Annotated in this window: 16 protein-coding genes; 10 read left to right on the top strand and 6 right to left on the bottom strand. The window is 72.8% G+C overall.

Going from position 1 to position 19,091, the window contains the following annotated elements; genetic code table 11:
• Window positions 1–63 precede the first annotated feature (63 nt).
• The 6 genes from EV371_RS02410 to EV371_RS02390 all read left to right on the top strand — a co-directional run bounded on the left by EV371_RS02410 (window position 64) and on the right by EV371_RS02390 (window position 5,934).
• The gene (locus EV371_RS02410) at window positions 64–2,187 is read left to right on the top strand and encodes a beta-galactosidase (protein WP_486484446.1); all 2,124 of its coding nucleotides are present in this window, start codon (window positions 64–66) and stop codon (window positions 2,185–2,187) included.
• 148 nt (window positions 2,188–2,335) lie between these two features.
• Window positions 2,336–3,016, top strand: coding sequence for a sporulation delaying protein family toxin (locus EV371_RS02405; RefSeq protein WP_130460597.1), 681 nt, complete (start codon window positions 2,336–2,338; stop codon window positions 3,014–3,016).
• 180 nt (window positions 3,017–3,196) lie between these two features.
• On the top strand, window positions 3,197–3,364 hold the full coding sequence (locus tag EV371_RS33240; RefSeq protein WP_165436584.1) for a hypothetical protein: 168 nt from the start codon (window positions 3,197–3,199) through the stop codon (window positions 3,362–3,364).
• Between the two features lies 1 nt (window position 3,365).
• Window positions 3,366–3,941, top strand: coding sequence for an SdpA family antimicrobial peptide system protein (locus EV371_RS02400; RefSeq protein ID WP_130460596.1), 576 nt, complete (start codon window positions 3,366–3,368; stop codon window positions 3,939–3,941).
• Window positions 3,935–5,383 carry a sporulation-delaying protein SdpB family protein gene (locus tag EV371_RS33235; RefSeq protein ID WP_165436583.1) on the top strand — a complete coding sequence of 483 codons (1,449 nt, stop codon included), beginning with the start codon at window positions 3,935–3,937 and terminating at the stop codon, window positions 5,381–5,383. Before EV371_RS02400 ends, EV371_RS33235 begins: the two co-directional genes overlap by 7 nt.
• Before the next feature lie 95 nt (window positions 5,384–5,478).
• Window positions 5,479–5,934, top strand: coding sequence for a Calx-beta domain-containing protein (locus EV371_RS02390; RefSeq protein WP_130460595.1), 456 nt, complete (start codon window positions 5,479–5,481; stop codon window positions 5,932–5,934).
• On the opposite strand, the gene EV371_RS02385 is transcribed toward EV371_RS02390, so the two are convergent.
• Window positions 5,918–9,238, bottom strand: a complete 3,321-nt coding sequence (locus EV371_RS02385) for a BTAD domain-containing putative transcriptional regulator (RefSeq protein WP_207230382.1) — start codon at window positions 9,236–9,238, stop codon at window positions 5,918–5,920. The genes EV371_RS02390 and EV371_RS02385 overlap by 17 nt on opposite strands.
• Window positions 9,239–9,488: 250 nt before the next feature.
• Here EV371_RS02385 and EV371_RS02380 point away from each other — a divergent pair, with 250 nt between their 5' ends.
• The 3 genes from EV371_RS02380 (at window position 9,489) to EV371_RS02370 (ending at window position 12,685) form a co-directional block, all read left to right on the top strand.
• Window positions 9,489–9,932 carry a hypothetical protein gene (locus EV371_RS02380; protein ID WP_130460594.1) on the top strand — a complete coding sequence of 148 codons (444 nt, stop codon included), beginning with the start codon at window positions 9,489–9,491 and terminating at the stop codon, window positions 9,930–9,932.
• A 100-nt stretch (window positions 9,933–10,032) separates the two neighbouring features.
• On the top strand, window positions 10,033–10,212 hold the full coding sequence (locus tag EV371_RS02375) for a hypothetical protein (protein WP_130460593.1): 180 nt from the start codon (window positions 10,033–10,035) through the stop codon (window positions 10,210–10,212).
• A gap of 196 nt (window positions 10,213–10,408) precedes the next feature.
• Window positions 10,409–12,685 (top strand): rhamnogalacturonan lyase family protein, encoded by a 2,277-nt coding sequence (locus EV371_RS02370; RefSeq protein ID WP_130460592.1) that lies wholly within the window; start codon window positions 10,409–10,411, stop codon window positions 12,683–12,685.
• Between the two features lie 309 nt (window positions 12,686–12,994).
• Here the strand turns inward: EV371_RS02370 and EV371_RS02365 are convergent, their stop codons facing one another.
• Window positions 12,995–14,005, bottom strand: coding sequence for an LLM class flavin-dependent oxidoreductase (locus EV371_RS02365; protein WP_130460591.1), 1,011 nt, complete (start codon window positions 14,003–14,005; stop codon window positions 12,995–12,997).
• A 119-nt stretch (window positions 14,006–14,124) separates the two neighbouring features.
• Window positions 14,125–14,706 (bottom strand): helix-turn-helix domain-containing protein, encoded by a 582-nt coding sequence (locus EV371_RS02360; protein WP_130460590.1) that lies wholly within the window; start codon window positions 14,704–14,706, stop codon window positions 14,125–14,127.
• 75 nt (window positions 14,707–14,781) lie between these two features.
• Here EV371_RS02360 and EV371_RS02355 point away from each other — a divergent pair, with 75 nt between their 5' ends.
• Entirely contained in the window at window positions 14,782–16,395 is a 1,614-nt protein-coding gene (locus EV371_RS02355) for a bifunctional NAD(P)/FAD-dependent oxidoreductase/class I SAM-dependent methyltransferase (RefSeq protein WP_130460589.1), read from the top strand.
• Here the strand turns inward: EV371_RS02355 and EV371_RS02350 are convergent.
• From EV371_RS02350 to EV371_RS02340, 3 genes are read right to left on the bottom strand one after another with little or no spacing between them, the layout of a single operon-like run.
• On the bottom strand, window positions 16,368–16,940 hold the full coding sequence (locus EV371_RS02350) for a GerMN domain-containing protein (RefSeq protein WP_130460588.1): 573 nt from the start codon (window positions 16,938–16,940) through the stop codon (window positions 16,368–16,370). The genes EV371_RS02355 and EV371_RS02350 overlap by 28 nt on opposite strands.
• Window positions 16,937–18,292 (bottom strand): sensor histidine kinase, encoded by a 1,356-nt coding sequence (locus tag EV371_RS02345; protein ID WP_130460587.1) that lies wholly within the window; start codon window positions 18,290–18,292, stop codon window positions 16,937–16,939. The genes EV371_RS02350 and EV371_RS02345 overlap by 4 nt, the downstream gene beginning before the upstream one ends.
• Window positions 18,289–18,963: a response regulator gene (locus EV371_RS02340; protein ID WP_130460586.1), complete on the bottom strand. Its 675-nt coding sequence runs from the start codon at window positions 18,961–18,963 to the stop codon at window positions 18,289–18,291. Before EV371_RS02340 ends, EV371_RS02345 begins: the two co-directional genes overlap by 4 nt.
• Window positions 18,964–19,091 lie beyond the last annotated feature (128 nt).

Genomic DNA, 19,091 nt, shown 5'->3' with positions numbered 1-19,091 from the left:
CCCAAACAAAGGTCAACGGCGGCTTCGCGGGTTCGGGGTTCCGCCGGGAGAGGCGGGGCGGGTGTGCGCTGGCCGAAGGGGCTGACCGGGCTCTGCTACGGCGGTGACTACAACCCGGAGCAGTGGCCGGCGGAGGTCTGGCCGACCGACGTCGAGCTGATGCGGCGGGCCCGGGTCAACCTGGTCACCGTCGGGGTCTTCGCCTGGTCCCGACTTGAGCCGCAGCCCGGCCGGTACGACCTCGACTGGCTGGACCGGGTGCTCGACCTGCTGCACGACGGCGGCATCCGGGTGGCGCTGGCCACCCCGACCGCCTCCCCGCCGCCGTGGTTCTCGCTGCGGCACCCGGACGCGCTGCCGGTCACCGCCGACGGGGTACGGCTCAGCCACGGCAGCCGGGACACCTACTGCGCCAGCGCCCCGGCGTACCGGGCCGCGGCCCGGGAGATCGCCACCGCGCTCGCCGACCGCTACCGGGACCATCCGGCGCTGGCGCTGTGGCACGTGCACAACGAGTACGGCACCACCTGCCACTGCGAGCACGTCGCCGTCGCCTTCCGGACCTGGCTGCGGGCCCGGTACGGCGACCTCGACCGGCTCAACGAGGCGTGGACCGGCAGCTTCTGGAGCCAGCACCACACGGGCTGGGAGCAGATCCGGCCGCCCCGGGCCACCCAGTACCTCGGCAACCCGAGCCAGTTGCTCGACTTCCGCCGGTTCGTCTCCGACGAACTGCTCGCGGCCTACGTCGAGCAGCGGGACCTGCTCCGGGCCGCCACCCCGGATGTGCCGGTGACCACCAACTACGTCCTCGGCGGCTGGGTGCCGGTGGACCACGCCCGGTGGTCCGTCGAAGTGGACCTGGTGGCGATCGACCACTACCCGGCGGAGGCCGGGCCGGGCGCCGAGGAGCAGACCGCGTTCGCCGCCGACCTGGCCCGGTCCTGGGCCCGGCACGGCCAGCGGTCCGGTGCGAGGAAGGACCCCCTCTTATCGGATGTTGTGGAAGCGGGGGCCCTTCCTAGCGGGGCTGGCCGGAGCGCCGCCGCGGCGCCGAAGGGCGGGCACCCGCCCGGCGGCCCGGCCTGGCTGCTGATGGAGAGCGCACCGAACCTGATCCTCACCCCCGGCCGGATGCACGCCAAGGAACCGGGCCGGATGACCCGGCACAGCCTGGCGCACGTCGCCCGGGGTTCCCGGGGCGCGATGTTCTTCCAGTGGCGGGCCTCCCGGGGCGGCGCCGAGGTCTTCCACTCCGCACTCGTGCCGCATGCCGGCCCGGACAGCCGGGCCTTCCGCGAGGCGGTCTCGCTCGGCGTACTGCTCGACCGGCTGGCCGAGGTGGACGCCGGAGCGGTACCGGCCCGGGTGGCGATCGCCTGGGACGTCGCGAGCTGGTGGGCGTTGCAGGCCACCGTGCTGCCCTCGGCCCAGCTCGACTATTCCGCCGAGGTGTCGGCGGCACACCGGGCGCTGTACCGGGCGGGCCACGCCAGCGACTTCGTCACCGACGGTGACGACCTCTTCGGGTACGCCCTGCTGGTGCTCCCGGCCCGCTACCTGGTCTCCGACCGGTACGCGTCGCGGATCCGCGACTACGTGGCGGCCGGCGGCCACCTGCTGGTCAGCTACTTCAGCGGGATCGCCGACGAACACGCCCGGGTCCGGGTCGGCGGCTATCCCGGAGCACTCCGCGACCTGGTCGGGATCCGGGTCGAGGAGTTCCACCCGCTCGACCCGGCCACCCGGTTGCCACTCTCCGACGGCGGCACCGGTCGGCTCTGGGCCGAGACGGTACGCCTGACCGGCGCGACTCCGGCGGTCAGCTATGCCGGCGGGCTCCTCGACGGCCTGCCGGCGCTGACCCGGCACGGGTACGGCGACGGGGTGGCCTGGTACCTCTCCACCCGGCTCGACGACGAGGCGTACCGCGACCTGCTGGCCCGGGTCGCGGAGGCGGCCGGTGCGGAACCTACCTGCCCGGCCGCCCCGGCCGGGGTGGAGGCGGTCCGCCGGTCCACCGCCGACACGAGCTGGCTGTTCCTGCTCAACCACACCGACACGGCGCAGACCGTCCCGGTGTCCGGAATGGAGCTGCTCACCGGAGAGCACGTCGAGACCGTGCGGCTGCCGGCCGGCGGCTGCGCGGTGCTCCGGGAAGCCGGGCAGACCGCGGCATCGTCCTGACCATCCCCGGGGCGGTCGGCGTGCTCCGCCGCGCCGGGCCACCGCTGATTCCGGCGTCGCAAGGTCGCCACAACCCTGGACAACCTTGCGGCATCCGCCCTCGTCAAGCGTGGCTCTCACATCGGTCACACCGACGAGAGAGGGTGTCATGGCACGATTCAACGCACGATGGCGACGGATAACGATGGCCGCCCTGGCGGTCACGCTCGGCGTCACGTTCGCGGGTTGGCGGGCCGGCACGGCGAGCGCCGAGCCGGCACCGCAGCTGACCGCGGTCGAGATCGCCGACGGGGTGCTGTTCAACGACGGTCCCGCCGCCAAGTACCTCACCGAGCTGGACCGCCCGGAGACGCCGTGGACCGACGAGATGCGTCGGATCCAGGAGCTGATCCGGCGGTACCTCGACGCGGATCCGCAGCTGGCGAAGGCGCTCAGCACGTGGATGCAGTCCGGTGACCCGCTCAAGGTCGCCAAGGGCATGCACGAGCTGGGCGCCGTCGCCCGCAAGGTGCTCGACGAGCTGTACGGGTCCGAGGCGATCGACAAGTGGGTCGGCGAGATCGACAAGGCCTGGGGCGAGGAGCGGTTGTACCTGCAGTACACCCAGGTCCAGCTCACGCAACTGATCAACGAGACCATGCTGGACATGTACAAGGGCGCGGACACCGCGGTGGCGGTCGACGTGGCCGTGGTCGCGGTGGCCGTGGTCGCCGTGGTGGTCGCCGTCGTGGCGATCGACGCCACCCCGCGGGAGTTCTCCCAGCGGACCAGGCTCGCGCACGAGATGTTGGTCAAGACCATCGCCACCAGCCTGCGGGCGAAGTACTGAGACGGCGGCCGGCGGTGCGGTGACGGTCGCCGCCGCCCTGTCGCGAACGGCGTACGTCATGCACGCCGCACCGCCGGCCAGCCTCGCCGTCGCAAGCCGGTCGCAACCCGGGACAGCCTCTCGCCATCCGTCCCCGGGAAGCGTGGCCGCTGTCCAGTCAGATCGGGAGGAGAGGATGTCATGCCACGAGTCAACGCAGACGTGGTGGTGGCCGCCTACGCGGCGGTCACCCTGGTGGTGGTCCGGAGGGCGATCGACTTCACGCCCTTGAAGTACGACAGCCGGACCGGGTTCGCGCACGAGATGCCGGTCGCGGAGACCGCCGCCGGTCCGGAGACGGTGGTCTGAGATGGCGGCCGACAGTGCGGCGGTGCGCGCCGCAACGGATGAAGTCGATACCCGTACCGGTCGGCGGGTGGCGATCGTGGTCGCCGTTGCCCTCGTGGTCGTGGCGTACGTCATGAACGCCGCGCTGCCGGCCAGCCCGTTCACCCTGCCCGGTCCCAAGGCGGAGACCGTGCGGTCGCTGTTGCCGCAGGGCTGGGCGTTCTTCACCAAGAGCCCGCGAAGCCGGTCCGCCGAGGTGTACCAGCACGAGGCCGACGGTGGCTGGCGGAACATCACCGCCGGCCCACGGCACCGCGCCGGTGACCTGATGGGACTGGACCGGCTGGGCCGGTCGCAGGGCACCGAACTGGCCCTGCTGCTCGCGCTGGCGCCGAAGGGGGACTGGCGGGAGTGCGAGCGGGCCCCGACCGCCTGCCTGTCCCAGTCGACCGTCACGCGCACCCTGCCGAACCGGTCCACTCACCACAGCATCTGCGGTGAGGTCGGCGTGGTGCTCCAGGACGTTCTGCCCTGGGCCTGGCGGGACGCGCCGACCACGATGCCGTCGAAGGTGCTGAGAGTGAGGGTGACATGCTGACCCGCTTCGGCCGGTGGGCCCGGCCCCGATTCGCCGTACCCGTCTGGTCGTCCGGGGTGGGGCTGGCCCGTACGTTGCTGGCGTTGGGCACCCTGGGCACGCTGCTGGCCACGGATCCGAAGGTCCTGATGTCGCCGCTGGCCAACGGCGTCGTACCGCCGGTGTGTCAGGGGCTCGGCCAGGCCGGCATCTGGTGCGTCACCCCGGACCTGGCGGTGGGACGTTGGCTGTCGGTGGCCGCGCTGCTGCTGGTGATCAGCGGGTGGCGCCCCCGGTTCACCGCCATCCCGCACTGGTACGTGTCGTGGAGCCTGATGGTCAACAGCACCGTCCAGGACGGCGGCGACCAGATCACCGCCGTGCTCGCCATGCTGCTCCTGCCGATCTGCCTGACCGACCCGAGGCGCTGGCACTGGCGGGCGCTCGACGGCCCGGCACGCGACCCGGACGCGGCTGCGGCGACCGTGCCGAGCGCCGCCCGGATCGTGGCCGGGGTGACCCTGCTGCTCATCCAGATCCAGGTTGCCGGGCTCTACCTGCAGGCGTCGATGGCCAAGCTCGGCGTCGAGGAGTGGGCCGACGGCACCGCCATGTACTACTGGTCGCACCACCCGACGTTCGGCTCTCCGCCCTGGACGGCACCGATCACCGATCTGGTCACCGCCGCGCCGGCCGGGGTGGCGGCGATCACCTGGGGGTCGGTGGCGCTGGAGTTCGGGCTCGCGTTGGGGATCGTGCTCAACCCGAGGGCCCGGTGGGTGCTCCTCACCCTGGGCCTGCTGTTCCACGGCAGCATCGCGATCGAGATGGGACTGGTCAGCTTCTGCGCGGCGATGTCCGGGGCGCTCCTGCTGTACCTGCTGCCGATCGGTCACCACGTCCGCTGGCCGGAGCGGCTCGGCCGCCGGGTGGTCGCCCTGTCGCGGCGGCCGAGGCCCGCCGCCGTGCTGGGCCGGCCGGGGCCCGATGCGGTGACGGCGCCGGACCCGGTGCCATCCGGCCCGCCCCCCGAGGCGGCACCGGTCCCGGTGGCCCGGGAGGCGACGGTGGGGTACGCCCCGGACCGGCACCTGCTGGTCTACGACGGAGACTGCGGCTTCTGCACCGCCTCGGTGCACTTCGTCCGGCGGCGGTTGCGCCCGCAGGTCCCGGAGACCGTCGACATGGTGCCGTGGCGGTCGGTCGACCTGGCCCGGTACCGGCTGACCCCGCACGACGTGCACCGCGCCGCGTACCTGATCCGGCCGGACGGCGGCCGGCTGGCCGGGGCGGCGGCCTTCGCCGAGCTGGCCAGGCACGGCAGGGGTGGCTGGCCGCTGCTCGGCCACCTCCTCCGCCGGCCGCCGGTGAACTGGCTGGCCGCCGCGCTGTACCGGCTCGTGGCGGCGCAGCGGCACCGGCTGCCCGGCGGGACCGGCGCCTGCGCGGTCGTACCCGAGTGACATGGTCGTGTCCGGATGCGGTCGCCGTGCTGTCCGGCGTCCTCGCGGCGCCGGACACAACCTTTTCGCAACCCTCGGCCGGTTACATCGTCGTCATGTGGAAGCAGAGACTCGCCGCGGCCGCGACCGCTCTCGTGCTGGCCCCGGTTGCGCTGGTCGGCGCGATCGCCGGGCCGGCCGGCGCCGCGCCCGTCGATAAGAAGTGCCAGGAACCGCCGGGCTGTATCGAGGTGCAACCCGCCCTGCTCGGCGACTGCTGGGAGGTGAAGTGCGAGATCACCCTGTTGGTGACCACGTCGGCGCCACGGGACGTGGTGGTCCGCTACAAGACGGCCGAGGGGAGCGCGACCGACGGGAAGGACTTCAAGGGCGAGCCGGACGGTAAGGCGACCATCCCGGCCAAGGAGCAGTCGGTCCAGCTGCCGCCGCTGGTCATCCCCGACGAGGAGAAGGAGTCCGACGAGGACTTCTACCTCTACTTCGGCTCGTCCGACAAAGACGTGATCGTCAAGCCGGACATCCTCCGGGTGGTCATCAAGGATGGTCCCTGATTCTGGACCGGGGGGCGCCCGGGCCCGCCTCGGCGGGCCCGGGCGGCGCCGCCACGGCGGCGGCCAGCCGGTCCGCCTCGGCCCAGGCGTTCGTCTTCCGGTACAGTTCGGCCGCTCGGGCCCAGTGCTCGACGGCCGTCTGCGGGGCGCCGGCCCGCTGTGCCAGGTCGCCGAGGTTGCGCCGGACGTTCGCCTCCTCGTAGTGGTCGGGCACCCGGGTCCGCAGCGCCAGGGCCAGCTCCAGCCGCTCCCGCGCCCGGTCGAGCTGGCCCCCCTCCAGCCAGACCCGGCCGATGTGGTTGGCCGCGACCGCCTCCAGGTGCTGGTCGGCGATCTCCCGGCCGAGCGCCAGCGCCCGCTCCAGGTGCCGCAGTGCGGCCGGGTGGTCCCCGCCGAGCAGGAACACCAGACCGAGGTCGTTCAGGGTCTCCGCCTCGTGCCGCCGGTCGCCGATCCGGTGGCGCACCTCGATCGCCTCGGAAAGGTGCCGGCGGGCGAGGTCGGGTTCGCCCCGGCGCAGGTACGCCTGCCCCAGCCGGCTCAGCACGATGGCCTCCAGCCGCGGGTTGTCCAGGTTACGCACCAGTTCCAGCGCCCGGGGCAGGTGCTCGAGCGCCCGGTCGGGCTCGCCCATCTGGGTGTGGCAGTCCCCCCTGTTGCTCAGCGCCAGGACGATGCCGAGGACGTGCCCGTCGGCCGTGTGCGCGGCGACCGCGTGCTCCAGCGCCTCGATCGCACCGTCGAAGTTGCGCAGCCCGCAGTGCGCGACCGCGATGTTGTTGTACACATGCCCCTCACCGCGCAGGTCGTCGCAGCGGCGCATCAGCGGCAGTGCCCGGTGCAGGCTGGACAGCGCCTCGTCGAACCGTCGCGTGGTGATCAGGGCGACGCCGAGGGCGCTGTGCATCAGCCCCTCCGCCATCGGCCCGCCGTCCCGCTCGGCGCCGGTCAGCCCCCACCGGCACAGTCCGATCCGCTCCTGCCAGTGCCCCCGGGAGTCGAAGAATCCGGTCAGCAGGTAGGTGAGCTGCCACGCCGCGGCGGGCCGGGCGTGCTCGGCGGCGTACCGGACGATCGGCAGCATGTTCTCCCGCTCGCCGTCGAGGAAGGTCAGGGCGGCCTGCGCCTCGGCCGCGAACGGCGGCGTGGCCAGCCGGTGGCGCAGGGCCGGGCGTACCCGGTCCCGGCCGCGGTCGATGGCCCGGTTGGCCAGGTCGGCGATTGCCAGGTACCAGTCCACCAGCCGGTCGGTGACGTCGTCGCGCTCCGGCTGGCTGCACGCCGCCTGGCCGCATTCGAGGGCGTAGAGCCGGATCAGGTCGTGGCAGCGGTACCGGTCCCGGCCGATCGGGTTGATCAGGTGCGCGCCGGCCAGCTCGGCCAGGGCGGCCCGGGCCCGGTCGAGCGGGAGGGCGCCACCCGCGGCCACCAGCTGCGCCGAGAAGGAGGTGCCCGGGTGCAGCCCGATCAGCCGGAACGCCTGGCCGGCCGGCCCGCTGAGCCCGTGGTACGCGCTGGCGAAGACCGTCCGTACGCTGCGCGAGTCACCCTCCACCGACAGGGCGTCGAGCCGGTCCTCGGTGGTCAGCTCCGCCACCAGCTCGCCGATCGTGCGGCGCGGGTCGGCGGCCAGCTTGGCCGCGGCGATCCGCAACGCCAGCGGCATCCGGCCACAGAGCCGGACCAGGTCGGCGCTTGCCTCCGGCTCCCGGTCCACCCGGTCCGGTCCGGCGACCCGGCGGACCAGCGCCACCGCCTCCGCCGGGGTGAGCACGTCCAGCCCGACCGACCGGATCGCGTACCGGGTGGCGAGCCCGGTCAGCTGGGTCCGGCTGGTGACCACCACCAGGCTGGTCGGGGTCGCCGGCACCAGCGGGACCAGGTGGTCGACCGAGCCGGCGTTGTCGAGCACGACCAGCATCCGCCGGCCGGCGACCAGGGACCGGTACAGGCCGGCCTGCTCCACCGGCTCGACGGGCATCCGCGGGGCCGGTACGCCGAGGCTGCGCAGTACCTGGCAGAGCGCATCGCTGGCGGTCAGCATCGCCTCCCGGTCGTGTCCGCGCAGGTCCAGGAAGAGCTGGCCGTCGGGGAAGTACTCGCTGATCCGGTGGGCAAGCTGCACGGCCAGCGCGGTCTTGCCCATTCCGGCCGGCCCGGAGAGCACCACGAGGTGGCTCTCCCGGTCCCGGTCCCGGGCCAGTCGTTCCAGCGCGTCGAGTTCCTCCGCCCGCCCGGTGAAGTGCCCGACCGGTGCCGGTAGCTGGGCCGGTCGGGGCATCGCCACCGCCGCCGGGTCGGGCATCGCCACCGCGGGCGGCCCGGGCATCGGCACGGCGGCCGGCGGTCGGGGTGTGGCGGACGCCGGGCCCGGCGCCGGCCCGCCCCGCCCGGTCGGCAGGTCCAGGCGGGGCGAGCGGCGCAGGATGTCCGCGTGCAGCCGCTGCAGCGCGGCACCCGGATCGATGCCCAGCTCCTCGGCCAGTCCGGACCGCAGCCGGCGGTAGGACTCCAGCGCGTCGGCGTGCCGGGCACACCGGTACAGCGCCAGCATGTGCAGGCCGACCAGCCGCTCCCGGTACGGGTGCACGGCCACCAGCCGCTCCAGCTCGCTGACCGCCAGCCGGTGCCGGCCGAGTCGTAGCTCGGCGTCCCAGCGGTCCTCCAGCGCGGTCAGTCGCATCTCCTGCAACCTCGCCACCTCGGCGACCGCCCAGCCGGCCGGCGCGGCGTCGGCCAGCGCATCGCCGCGCCACAGCGCGAGTGCGGCACTCAGTCGCTGCACCGCCGGCACGATGGCCGCCTCGACGGACCTGTCGGCGGCTTCGTGGCTGGCGCCGGCCGGCCCGCCGGTCTGCCCGGTCAGTTCCCGGATGGCCTCGGTCAGCTCGTCGGTGGCCAGCCGGGCCTGCTCCTCGAACCGGCAGGCGTCGACCGCCGAGCGGGGCAGCGCCAGCAGGTAGCCGGAGCCCCGTCTGGTCAGCGTCTCCGGCAGGCCGCAGTCGGCCAGCGCCTGGCGGACCCGGGTGACATGGCTGTACAGCGTTTTCAGCGCGGTGCGCGGCGGGTTCTCGCCCCACAGCGCGTCGATCAGCCTGGACGGTGTCACCGCCCTGCCGGCGTGCAGCGCGAGCAGCCCGACCAGTGCGCGTTGCCGGGATCCGGAGAGTACCGCCGGACCGACCGGCCCGAGAACCTCGACCGGCCCGAGCACCCTGACCTCGGCGGCTGCCCCGGCACTTCCGGGCGGCGCGGAGCCGCCCGCCCGAGCCGGCCGCGTGATCGGATCGGGGCGTCCACGCATCGCCGTCACCCTCTCGAAGGTCTACTCGCGTCAACATCATCTCCTACGGCCGCGAATCGCCGGCTCGGCGAGCGGGCGGAGGCGGCCGACGCGGCGCCGACCGGGACGACGCCCGAAGTGGATCCGATCGGCCCGACTCACCAGCGGTGGACGATGGCGCACAAGCCCTTCGCCCGTACCCGGCGCGTGCGGCTCGGCGTGACCGGGTGGCTCGCGGCGGACGATTTTCCGGGTGTGTCAATATGCTGCGATGGCATACCCCTGGATCCCACCGCCAGGCATGGCGCTGGCAGCCTATCCGCATCCGGTACAACTGCCGCCGGGCTGGGGCGCGCTGATCGTCTCGGCCGACCGGGGACCCTACATCGTGCCCGTGCCGAGTACCGCCAAACTGAAGGTCGACGGCCGAGAGGTCTCCGGGATGGCGGAGGGCACCTTCCACGTCGCGGTGCCGGCCGGGGAGCACGAGGTCAAGTACACCGACCTGTTCGGCTTTCCGCTGGTCACCACGAGGGTCGTGGTGCAGCCGGGCGCCGGGCACGGGTTGTCGTTCCGGTTCGGCTGGTGGCGCAACCGGGTGCACGACGGACAGGGCACCGACGTCACGAAGTTCGGCATGTGGTCGAACTACAGCATCGCCCTGATCGTCTTCGGCGTCGTCGGCGTGCTCTGCTGCGGGCTGCTTTTCGTTTGATGTCGGCTTTCGTTTGATGTCGGCCGGCGGGAGTTGACCCCTCCGTCCGGGCCCGGACGGTGAGGCGGGACGCTCGGAAGTAGTCGAGCAGTTCGGCCCGGTGGCCGGCGCCGAGCGGGTCGAGCGCGCCCGGGTCGGTGCCGGCGGGGCAGCGCAGCAGGCCGGCCTCGGCGACCGCGTACCCATCGGCGGTGCCGGCGTAGAGCAGCGCGAAGCCGCGTACGGAGAGCTGGATCGGCGAACTGAAACCTTTAAACTGATCGACCTCGATGTTGTGTAGCGGAAAGCGGTTGCCCTAGCATTCAGGTGCGCAGGAAGCCGTATCCCCGTTGTCGGGTAGCCGTTGAACTGTTCCATTTCGGCCACCCTCCCGCGGTCTGGGTCCGGCCGACCCACACGGGCAGGGTCGGCACGACACCGCCACCCGGTCGGGCTGGCGAACCCGGGACCGCCCCCCGCCATCGACGGAGTTGATCATGCGTATCTCACGACATCGCCGTACCCTGCTCGCCGCGACCACGGCCGCGGCGCTCGCCGCGACCGGCACCTTCACGATGGTCGCCTCGGCCGCCGCCGCCGGCTGCCGGGTCGACTACCAGGTGACCAACCAGTGGCAGGGCGGCTTCGGCGCCAGCGTCAGCCTCACCAACCTCGGTGACCCGGTCACCGGTTGGAGCCTGACCTGGGCGTACGGCGCCGGACAACAGGTAACCCAGGTCTGGAACGCCACCGTCAGCCAGAGCGGCGGCCAGGTGACGGCCAGCAACGTCAGCTACAACGGCACGATCGGCACCAACGCCAGCGTCTCGTTCGGCTTCAACGGCTCCTGGAACGGCAGCAACCCGGCGCCGGCCAGCTTCGCGATGAACGGCACCACCTGCACCGGTGCGGTGACGCCGACCACGCCCGGAGAATCGCCGACCACCCCGCCGGCCAGCACCGCACCACCCACCACCGCACCACCCACCCCGCCGGTGACCACCGGGCCGCCGACCGAACCGCCGGCCGGCGCGAAGCAGGTCGAGGACCTCGACCGGGGGCTGGTCAGCGTCCGCTCCGGCAGCGCCAACCTGGTCTCCTGGCGGCTGCTCGGCACCGAGGTCTCCGGTGTGTCGTTCAACCTCTACCGGGGGTCGACCCGGGTCAACTCGTCCCCGATCACCGGCGCCACCAACTATCTCGACTCCGGCGCGGCGGCCGGTTCGACGTACACGGTACGGGCGGTGGTGAACGGGACGGAGCAGCCGGCCTCGGCACCGGCGCTCCAGTTCGGCAACGGCTACCTCGACGTACGACTCCAGGTGCCGCCCGGCGGCACCACCCCGTCGGGTGAGTCCTACAGCTACTCGGCGAACGACGCCTCCGTCGGCGACCTCGACGGCGACGGCCGGTACGAGATCGTGCTCAAGTGGGATCCCAGCAACGCCAAGGACAACTCCCAGTCCGGCTACACCGGGAACGTCTACGTCGACGCGTACACCCTGACCGGTACCCGGCTGTGGCGGATCGACCTCGGTCGCAACATCCGGGCCGGCGCGCACTACACGCAGTTCCAGGTCTACGACTACGACGGTGACGGCCGCGCCGAGGTGGCGATGAAGACCGCCGACGGCAGCCGTTCCGGCACCGGTCAGGTGATCGGCTCCGCCTCGGCGGACCACCGCAACTCCAGCGGCTACGTGCTGGCCGGGCCGGAGTACCTGACGATGTTCGACGGGCAGACCGGCGCGGTGCGCTCGACGGTGAACTACGAGCCGGCCCGGGGCAACGTCTCCTCCTGGGGCGACAACTACGGCAACCGGGTGGACCGGTTCCTCGCCGGCACGGCGTACCTGGACGGGCAGCGGCCGTCACTGATCATGGCGCGCGGCTACTACACCCGGAGCGTCATCGTGGCCTGGGACTTCCGCAACGGCTCGCTGACCCGGCGCTGGACCTTCGACTCCAACTCGGCCGGCTCGCAGTACGCCGGCCAGGGGAACCACGCGCTGACCATCGGCGACGTCGACGCCGACGGCCGGGACGAGATCCTGTACGGGGCGATGGCGATCAACGACAACGGCTCGCCGCTGTGGAACACCGGGTACGGGCACGGCGACGCGGCGCACCTCGGCGACCTCGACCCGAGCCGGTCCGGACTGGAGTACTTCAAGGTCAGCGAGGACTCCTCGAAGCCGTCGTCCTGGTTCGCCAACGCGCGTACCGGGCAGGTCTACTGGTCGACGTCGCCGGCCGGGGACAACGGCCGGGGCGTGGCCGGGGACATCTACGCCGGCAGCGCCGGGGCGGAGTCCTGGTCGTCGGCGGCCGACGGGTTGCGCAGCCCGAGCGGGTCGAACGTCGGCCGCAAGCCGTCGTCGGCGAACTTCCTGATCTGGTGGGACGGTGATCCGGTCCGGGAACTGCTGGACCAGACCCGGATCGACAAGTACGGCACCGGCTCGGACACCCGGCTGCTCACCGGCAGCGGGGTGGCGTCGAACAACGGCACCAAGGCGACGCCGGCGCTCTCGGCGGACATCCTCGGCGACTGGCGCGAGGAGGTGATCTGGCGGACCAGCGACAACGGCGCGCTGCGGATCTACAGCACGCCGACCCAGACCAGCACCCGGATTCACACCCTGATGCACGACCCGATGTACCGGGTGGCGATCGCCTGGCAGAACACCGCCTACAACCAGCCGCCGCATCCGAGCTTCTTCATCGGCAACGGCATGTCGACCCCGCCGGCACCCTCGATCTACCTGCGGTGACCCGGTCCGGGGCCGGCCGGCGGTCGGGTCCCCCGGGAAACGCGAAGCCGCACCGGCTCGCGGGGCCGCTCAACTCCCCGCGTGCCGGTGCGGCACACACCGCGACATCACGCGACCCGTCCCGATCGCGCTTGTCGAACCACCACCGGTAAGAACAATAGGCGGCTTCCGGTGCGCGGCGGTGACAGCACGGTGAAGAGTGTGTTTCGCGACATCCGGACGCCGTGACACCGCTCACACCCGAGGCCCGCCCGGTGTCGTCCGGGAGCCGCCCGGCGCGGCAGCGACCCCGGGTCCCGACCGGCGTCGTCAGCCCTGCCGGCGGAGCCCTCCGGCGACCTTCTCGGCGATCAGCTCGTACGAGCGCACCCGGTCGGCGATGTCGTAGACCATGGTGGTGAGCATCAGCTCGTCGGCCTCGGTCCGGGCCAGCAGGTCGGTGAGCTGCCGGCGTACCGTCTCCGGCGAACCGAGCGCCTGCCCCTCCCGCCGGTCCAGCACGAACCGCCGCTCCAACTCGGTGTACGGGTACGCCGCCGCCTCCTCCGGACTGGCCAGCGGGGCCGGTCGGCCAGTACGCAGCCGCAGGAACGACAGCGAGGCCGGGCCGGATAGCCACTCCGCCCGTTCGTCGTCGGAGGCGCAGACCGCGTTGACCGCCACCATCGCGTACGGCCGGTCCAGCCAGCGCGACGGCCGGAAGTTCTGCCGGTAGAGGGTCAGCGCCGGCAGGGTGTTCGCGGCGCTGAAGTGGTGCGCGAAGGAGAAGGGCAGGCCGAGCAGCCCGGCGAGTCGGGCGCTGAACCCGCTGGAGCCGAGCAGCCAGATCGCCGGCCGGTCGCCCCGGCCCGGGGTGGCGGTGATCGGGCCCGGCAGGTCCCCGGTGAAGTAGTTGACCAGGTCGTCCAGTTCCTCCGGGAAGTTCTCGGCGGAGAGCCCGGCCATGGTGCGGCGCAGGGCCAGCGCGGTCGCCTGGTCGGTGCCGGGCGCCCGGCCGATGCCCAGGTCGATCCGGCCCGGGTGCAGCGCCTCCAGCGTGCCGAACTGCTCGGCCACCACCAGCGGCGCGTGGTTGGGCAGCATCACCCCGCCGGACCCGACCCGGATGGTCGAGGTGCTCGCCGCCACGTGCGCGATCAACACGGCCGGCGCGGAGCTGGCGATCGCCGGCATGTTGTGGTGCTCGGCCACCCAGAACCGGTGGTAGCCGAGTTCCTCGGTGCGCCGGGCGAGTGCGGTGGTGTGCCGCAGGGCCGCGCCGGCGGTGGTGCCGGTGGCGACCGGGGCGAGATCGAGGACGGAGAGCGGTACGTTGATCACATCTGCGCCAACCGGCGACGAGCCGGTTTTCTTCCGGCGGCCTCCCACCCCCCGACCGCCGGGTGTGACGCCGGGCACCGTGGCCGGTCCGGATCAGCGGGTTGTCGGGCGGGCCCGGATCAGCGGGCTGTCGGGCGGGCCCGGACGTGCAGGCGTTCGCCCTGCGGCCCGAAGAGGGAGAGGACCTCGGCGACGCCCGGTCCGGGGTTGGAGACGTGGTGCGGAACCCGGGTGTCGAACTCGGCGACCTCGCCGGGGGTCAGGATCAGGTCGTGCTCGCCGAGCCGCAGGCGCAGCCGACCGGAAAGCACGTAGAGCCATTCGTAGCCCTCGTGGGTCTGCTGTTCGTTCTCGCCGCTCGGGGTGTTCGGCGGGAGGATCTGCTTGAACGCCTGCAAACCGCCGGGTCGGCGGGTCAGCGGAAGGAACGTGACGCCGTGCCGGACGATCGGTCGGGGATACACCCGGGGGTCGGCGGTGGCGGGCGCGTCGACCAGTTCGTCGAGGGAGACCTGGAAGGCCCGGGCGAGCGGCAGCAGCAGTTCCAGGGTCGGCCGGCGGCCACCGGACTCCAACCGGGAGAGGGTACTCACCGAGATGCCGGTCACCTCGGAGAGCTGGGTCAGCGTGGTGCCGCGCTGTTGGCGCAGCTCCCGCAGCCGGGGGCCGACCGAGGCCAGGGCGAACTCTTCATTTGCCATACCGGCAAGGATAGTTGCTGAAATCCCGATCCGCGCCGCACCGTGGGTGGGTACCTCCGACGAAGGGAAACATCCGTGGAGCAGACCTATGACGTGGTGGTGATCGGTGGCGGTGCCGCCGGACTGGCCGGAGCCCTGGCGCTGGCCCGGGCCCGGCGGTCGGTGCTGGTGGTGGACGACGGAACGCCCCGCAACGCGCCGGCCGACCGGGTGCACAACTACCTGGGCCGGGAGAGCACGCCGCCGGCGGAGCTGATCGCTGACGGGCGCGCCGAGGTGACCCGGTACGGCGGCGAGATCCACGCCGGCCGGGTCGAGACGGTCGCCCGGGACGGTGACGGTTTCCGGCTGAGCCTGGACGGTGGAGCCGAACTGCGGGCCCGCCGCCTGCTGGTCACGACCGGACTGGTCGACGAACTGCCCGAGCTGCCCGGCCTGGCCCAGCGGTGGGGCCGCGACGTACTGCACTGCCCGTACTGCCACGGCTGGGAGGTGCGCGACCGCCGGATCGGCGTACTCGTCAGCGGGCCGACCGCCGTGGCGATGCACCAGGTGAACCTGTGGCGGCAGTGGAGTCCACAGGTGATGCTGCTGACGCAGGACGGCCCGGCGCTGGAGCCGTCCGACGCCGAACAGCTCGCCGCCCGGGCCATCCCCGTGGTACCCGGCCGGGTCACCGGGCTGGAGATCGCCGACGACACGCTCACCGGGGTACGCCTGGCCTCCGGCGAGGTCGTCGCGCTGGACGCGGTCGTGGTCGCACCCCGGTTCACCGCCCGGGCCGGCGTACTCGAGTCGCTCGGGGTCAAGCCGGTCGACGTGGAGATGGGCGGGCACGTCGTCGGCAGCCAGATCCCGGCCGACCCGAGTGGGCTGGCGGTACCCGGGGTCTGGGTCGCCGGCAACGTGGCAGACGTACGGGCCCAGGTCATCTCGGCCGCCGCGTCCGGCCTGCTCGCCGGGGCGGCCATCAACGCCGACCTGGTCGCGGAGGAGACCCGCGACGCCGTCGAGTCCTACCGGCACCAGGTGCGCACGATGTTCGAGCGGGACGCCTGGGAGGAGCGCTACCGCGCCCGACCGGCGATCTGGAGCGGACGTCCCAACCCGCAGCTCGTGGCCGAGGCGGCCGACCTGGCCCCGGGCCGGGCCCTCGACGTCGGCAGCGGAGAGGGCGCCGACGCCATCTGGCTCGCCGAGCGGGGCTGGCGGGTGACCGGGGTGGACATCTCGACCACGGCACTCGGCCGGGCCGCCGCGCACGCCAGCGCGGCCGGTGCCGAGGTCGCCGGCCGGATCGAGTGGCTGCACGCGGACCTGCGCGAGCAGCCGCCCGCCGAGGGGCGGTACGACCTGGTCTCCGCGCAGTACATGCACCTGCCCGGCGAGGCGCGACGGGAGCTGTTCGCCCGGCTCGCCGCCGCGGTGGCCCCGGGCGGCACCCTGCTGATCGTCGGGCACCACCCATCCGACCTGCGGACCTCGGCACACCGGATGCACTTCCCGGAGATGATGTACACCGCCGAGGAGATCGCGTCCGGGCTCGACCCGAGCACCTGGACGGTGCTGACCGTCGACGCCCGGTCCCGGCCGGCGGCGGACCCGGAGGGACACCCGGGTGAGGTCTCCGACGCCGTGCTGGTCGCCCGCCGGCACGCCGGTCAGTCCGGCGCGGTCAGGTCCGAATAGTCCTCGGCGGTCAGCGGTGCCCGGGACAGCGCACCGTCGGCGCGGGGAATGCCCAGGTGCTCCCCGTCCTGCTCGAAGGTGACCCGGTCGACGTCGGGGCGTGCGGTCAGTGTCCGGACGATCTGGCCGAAGGCCAGGATCTGGTCGTTGCGGCCGGTGCCGGCGAGTCCGGCGCCGACCTCGACCGTCGCCTCGCCGGCCGCGACCCGCACCCCGAGGATCGTGTCCGGGCCGGTGACCGAGCTGGTCAGCCCGGAGTGCTGCTCGTCGTCGGTCGGGCCGGCGAGGAGCAGGTCCAGGTGCGCGGTGGCCGGCAGCGGGGCCGGCAGCCGGCGGACGACCGGCACGAGCTTGCCGTCGCGGACGTAGTACACCCGCTCGACCGCCAGTCCGGAGGGACCGGGAGACGGCGGGGGCCGGGTCACGGTCCCGGCGGTGCCGGGCGGCGACTCGATCGACCGAGGTGTCTCCTCGGTCGGCACCTGGCAGCCGGCCAGCAGGGCGAGCAGGACCAGCAGCGGCGGGACGCGGCGCCGGTGTCTCATCGCGGTTCCACCGGAAGTTCGACCCGGAAGCGGGCACCACCGCCCGGCCGGTCGAGTACGGCGACCCGCCCGCCGTGCGCGGCCGTGTGTTGCGCCACGATGGCGAGCCCGAGCCCGGTGCCCTCGCTGTCGCCACGGGTGCTGGCGGTCCGGCCACGGACGAACCGGTCGAAGATCACCTGCTTGTCGTCCGGGGCGACACCGGGTCCCTCGTCGTCGACCTCGACGTAGTAGAGGCCGGCGGACTGGCCCAGCCGGACCGCGCAGGCACCGCCGCCGTGCCGGCCCGCGTTGTCGATCAGGTTGACCAGCACCTGCTCCAGCCGCCGCCGGTCGACCACCCACACCTGGTCGTCGAGATCGCCCTGTTCGAGCAGTGTCTCCGGCAACCGCCGGGACCGGCACACCTGGCGGGCGAGGTTGACCACGTCGACCGGGCCGCGATCGGCCGGCCGGTCGGTGCGGGCCAGCTCCAGCAGGTCGTTGACGAGCCGCTGGAACCGGGTCACCTCGTCGGCGACGAGGCCGGCGGCGGTGGCGCTTGGGTCGTCGAGATGGTTCCGCCGCCGCCCGAGTACGCTCGCCGCCGCCGCGAGGGTCTGCAGCGGGGAACGCAGTTCGTGACTGACGTCGGCGGCGAACCTGCGATCCCGCTCGATCCGCCGGGCGAGCTGGTTGACCATCTCGTTGAAGGAGGTGGTCAGCTGCGCGAGGTCCGGCTCGGTGGCCGGGTCGAGCCGCGCGCCGAGGTCCCCCTTGGCGATCTCCTGCGCGGCGCTGGTGACCAGGGTGAGCGGCCGCATGGTGTACCGGGTGCTGTACCAGCCGATCCCGGCACCGGCGGCGGCCGTGACCATCGCCACCAGGGTCAGTACGAGGCCGAGCACCTGGAGGGTGTGTTCCAGTTCGTCCAGGTAGTCGACGTGGTAGAAGACGGTCGTTCCGGCCAGTGGCACGCCGATCACCAGGGCGGGCTGTCCCTGGGTCCGCACCCGCTGGATCGCCGGACGACCGGCGCGTGCGGCCCGCTGGAGCAGCTCCGGGATCGCCTCGGTGGTGCCGGCGTCGGCATTGCGGGCGTACCAGAGGCCGTCCCGCCACAACACGGCACGGCGGGTCTGGCCGGTGTCCAGCGACCGCAGGATCTCGACGATGTCCGGCCGTTCCGTACGCAGTCGGGCCCGTACGACCGTCGCCTCCAGGTAGGCGGCCCGCACGGCCGTACGTTCCCGTTCGTCGAGCAGCGCGTTCCGGGTGAGCTGGTACGACACCAGGGCCATCATGGCCGACAGGATCAACGCGCCGACGGTGAAGCCCGCGGTCACCCGGGCGCGCAGGCCGGCCCGCCTCATCGCTGCAGCCGGTAGCCCAGGCCGCGGACGGTGACGAGATGCCGGGGCGCGGCCGGATCCTCCTCGATCTTCTGCCGCAGCCGGCCCACGTGGACGTCGACCAGGCGCTCGTCACCCACGGTGTAGTCCCAGACACGCTCCAGGAGTTGCTGGCGGCTGAGTACCCGTCCGGCGTGGTAGGCCAACTCGCAGAGCAGCCGGAACTCGGTCCGGGTCACCGCGACCGGGTTGCCGCCGAGCCGTACCTCGCCGGCCTCGGGTACCACCTCCAGGTCGCCGAAGCTCAGCCCCGGCACCGGGGTGAGCGCGGTGCGGGACCGGCGCCGCAGGGCACGCAGCCGTGCCGTCAGTTCCTTGACCGCCACCGGCTTGACCAGGTAGTCGTCGGCACCGGCCTCCAGCGCGGCGACGATGTCGTGGGTGTCGTCCCGGGCGCTGACCACGACGATCGGTACCCCGTCGTTGCGCCGCAGTTCGCGGATGCACTCGTATCCGTCGATGCCGGGCAGCATCAGGTCGACCAGGACCGTCTCGGCGGGGCGTCGCCGCTGCTCGGCGATGCCCTCCTCGGCTGTCGCCGCGGCTCGGACGGTATAGCCCTCGTCCTGTAACGCGAGGGTCAGTGACAGCCTGATCCGGTCGTCGTCGTCGATCACGAGCACACCTGTCATCCAGTCATGATGCGCGCTGCCGGTGGCGTCGGGGAAATCGTGCGTGACATGCCAGCGGCCACGACGTCATGAAACTGTCATATGGCTGCGGAGATACCGAGACAACTCAGAACCATGCTGGGCATGCC

The organism is Plantactinospora sp. CNZ321 (assembly GCF_004217235.1).
The sequence above is the reverse complement of the archived record's forward strand: the minus strand, read 5'-3'. Positions and strand labels throughout refer to the sequence as shown.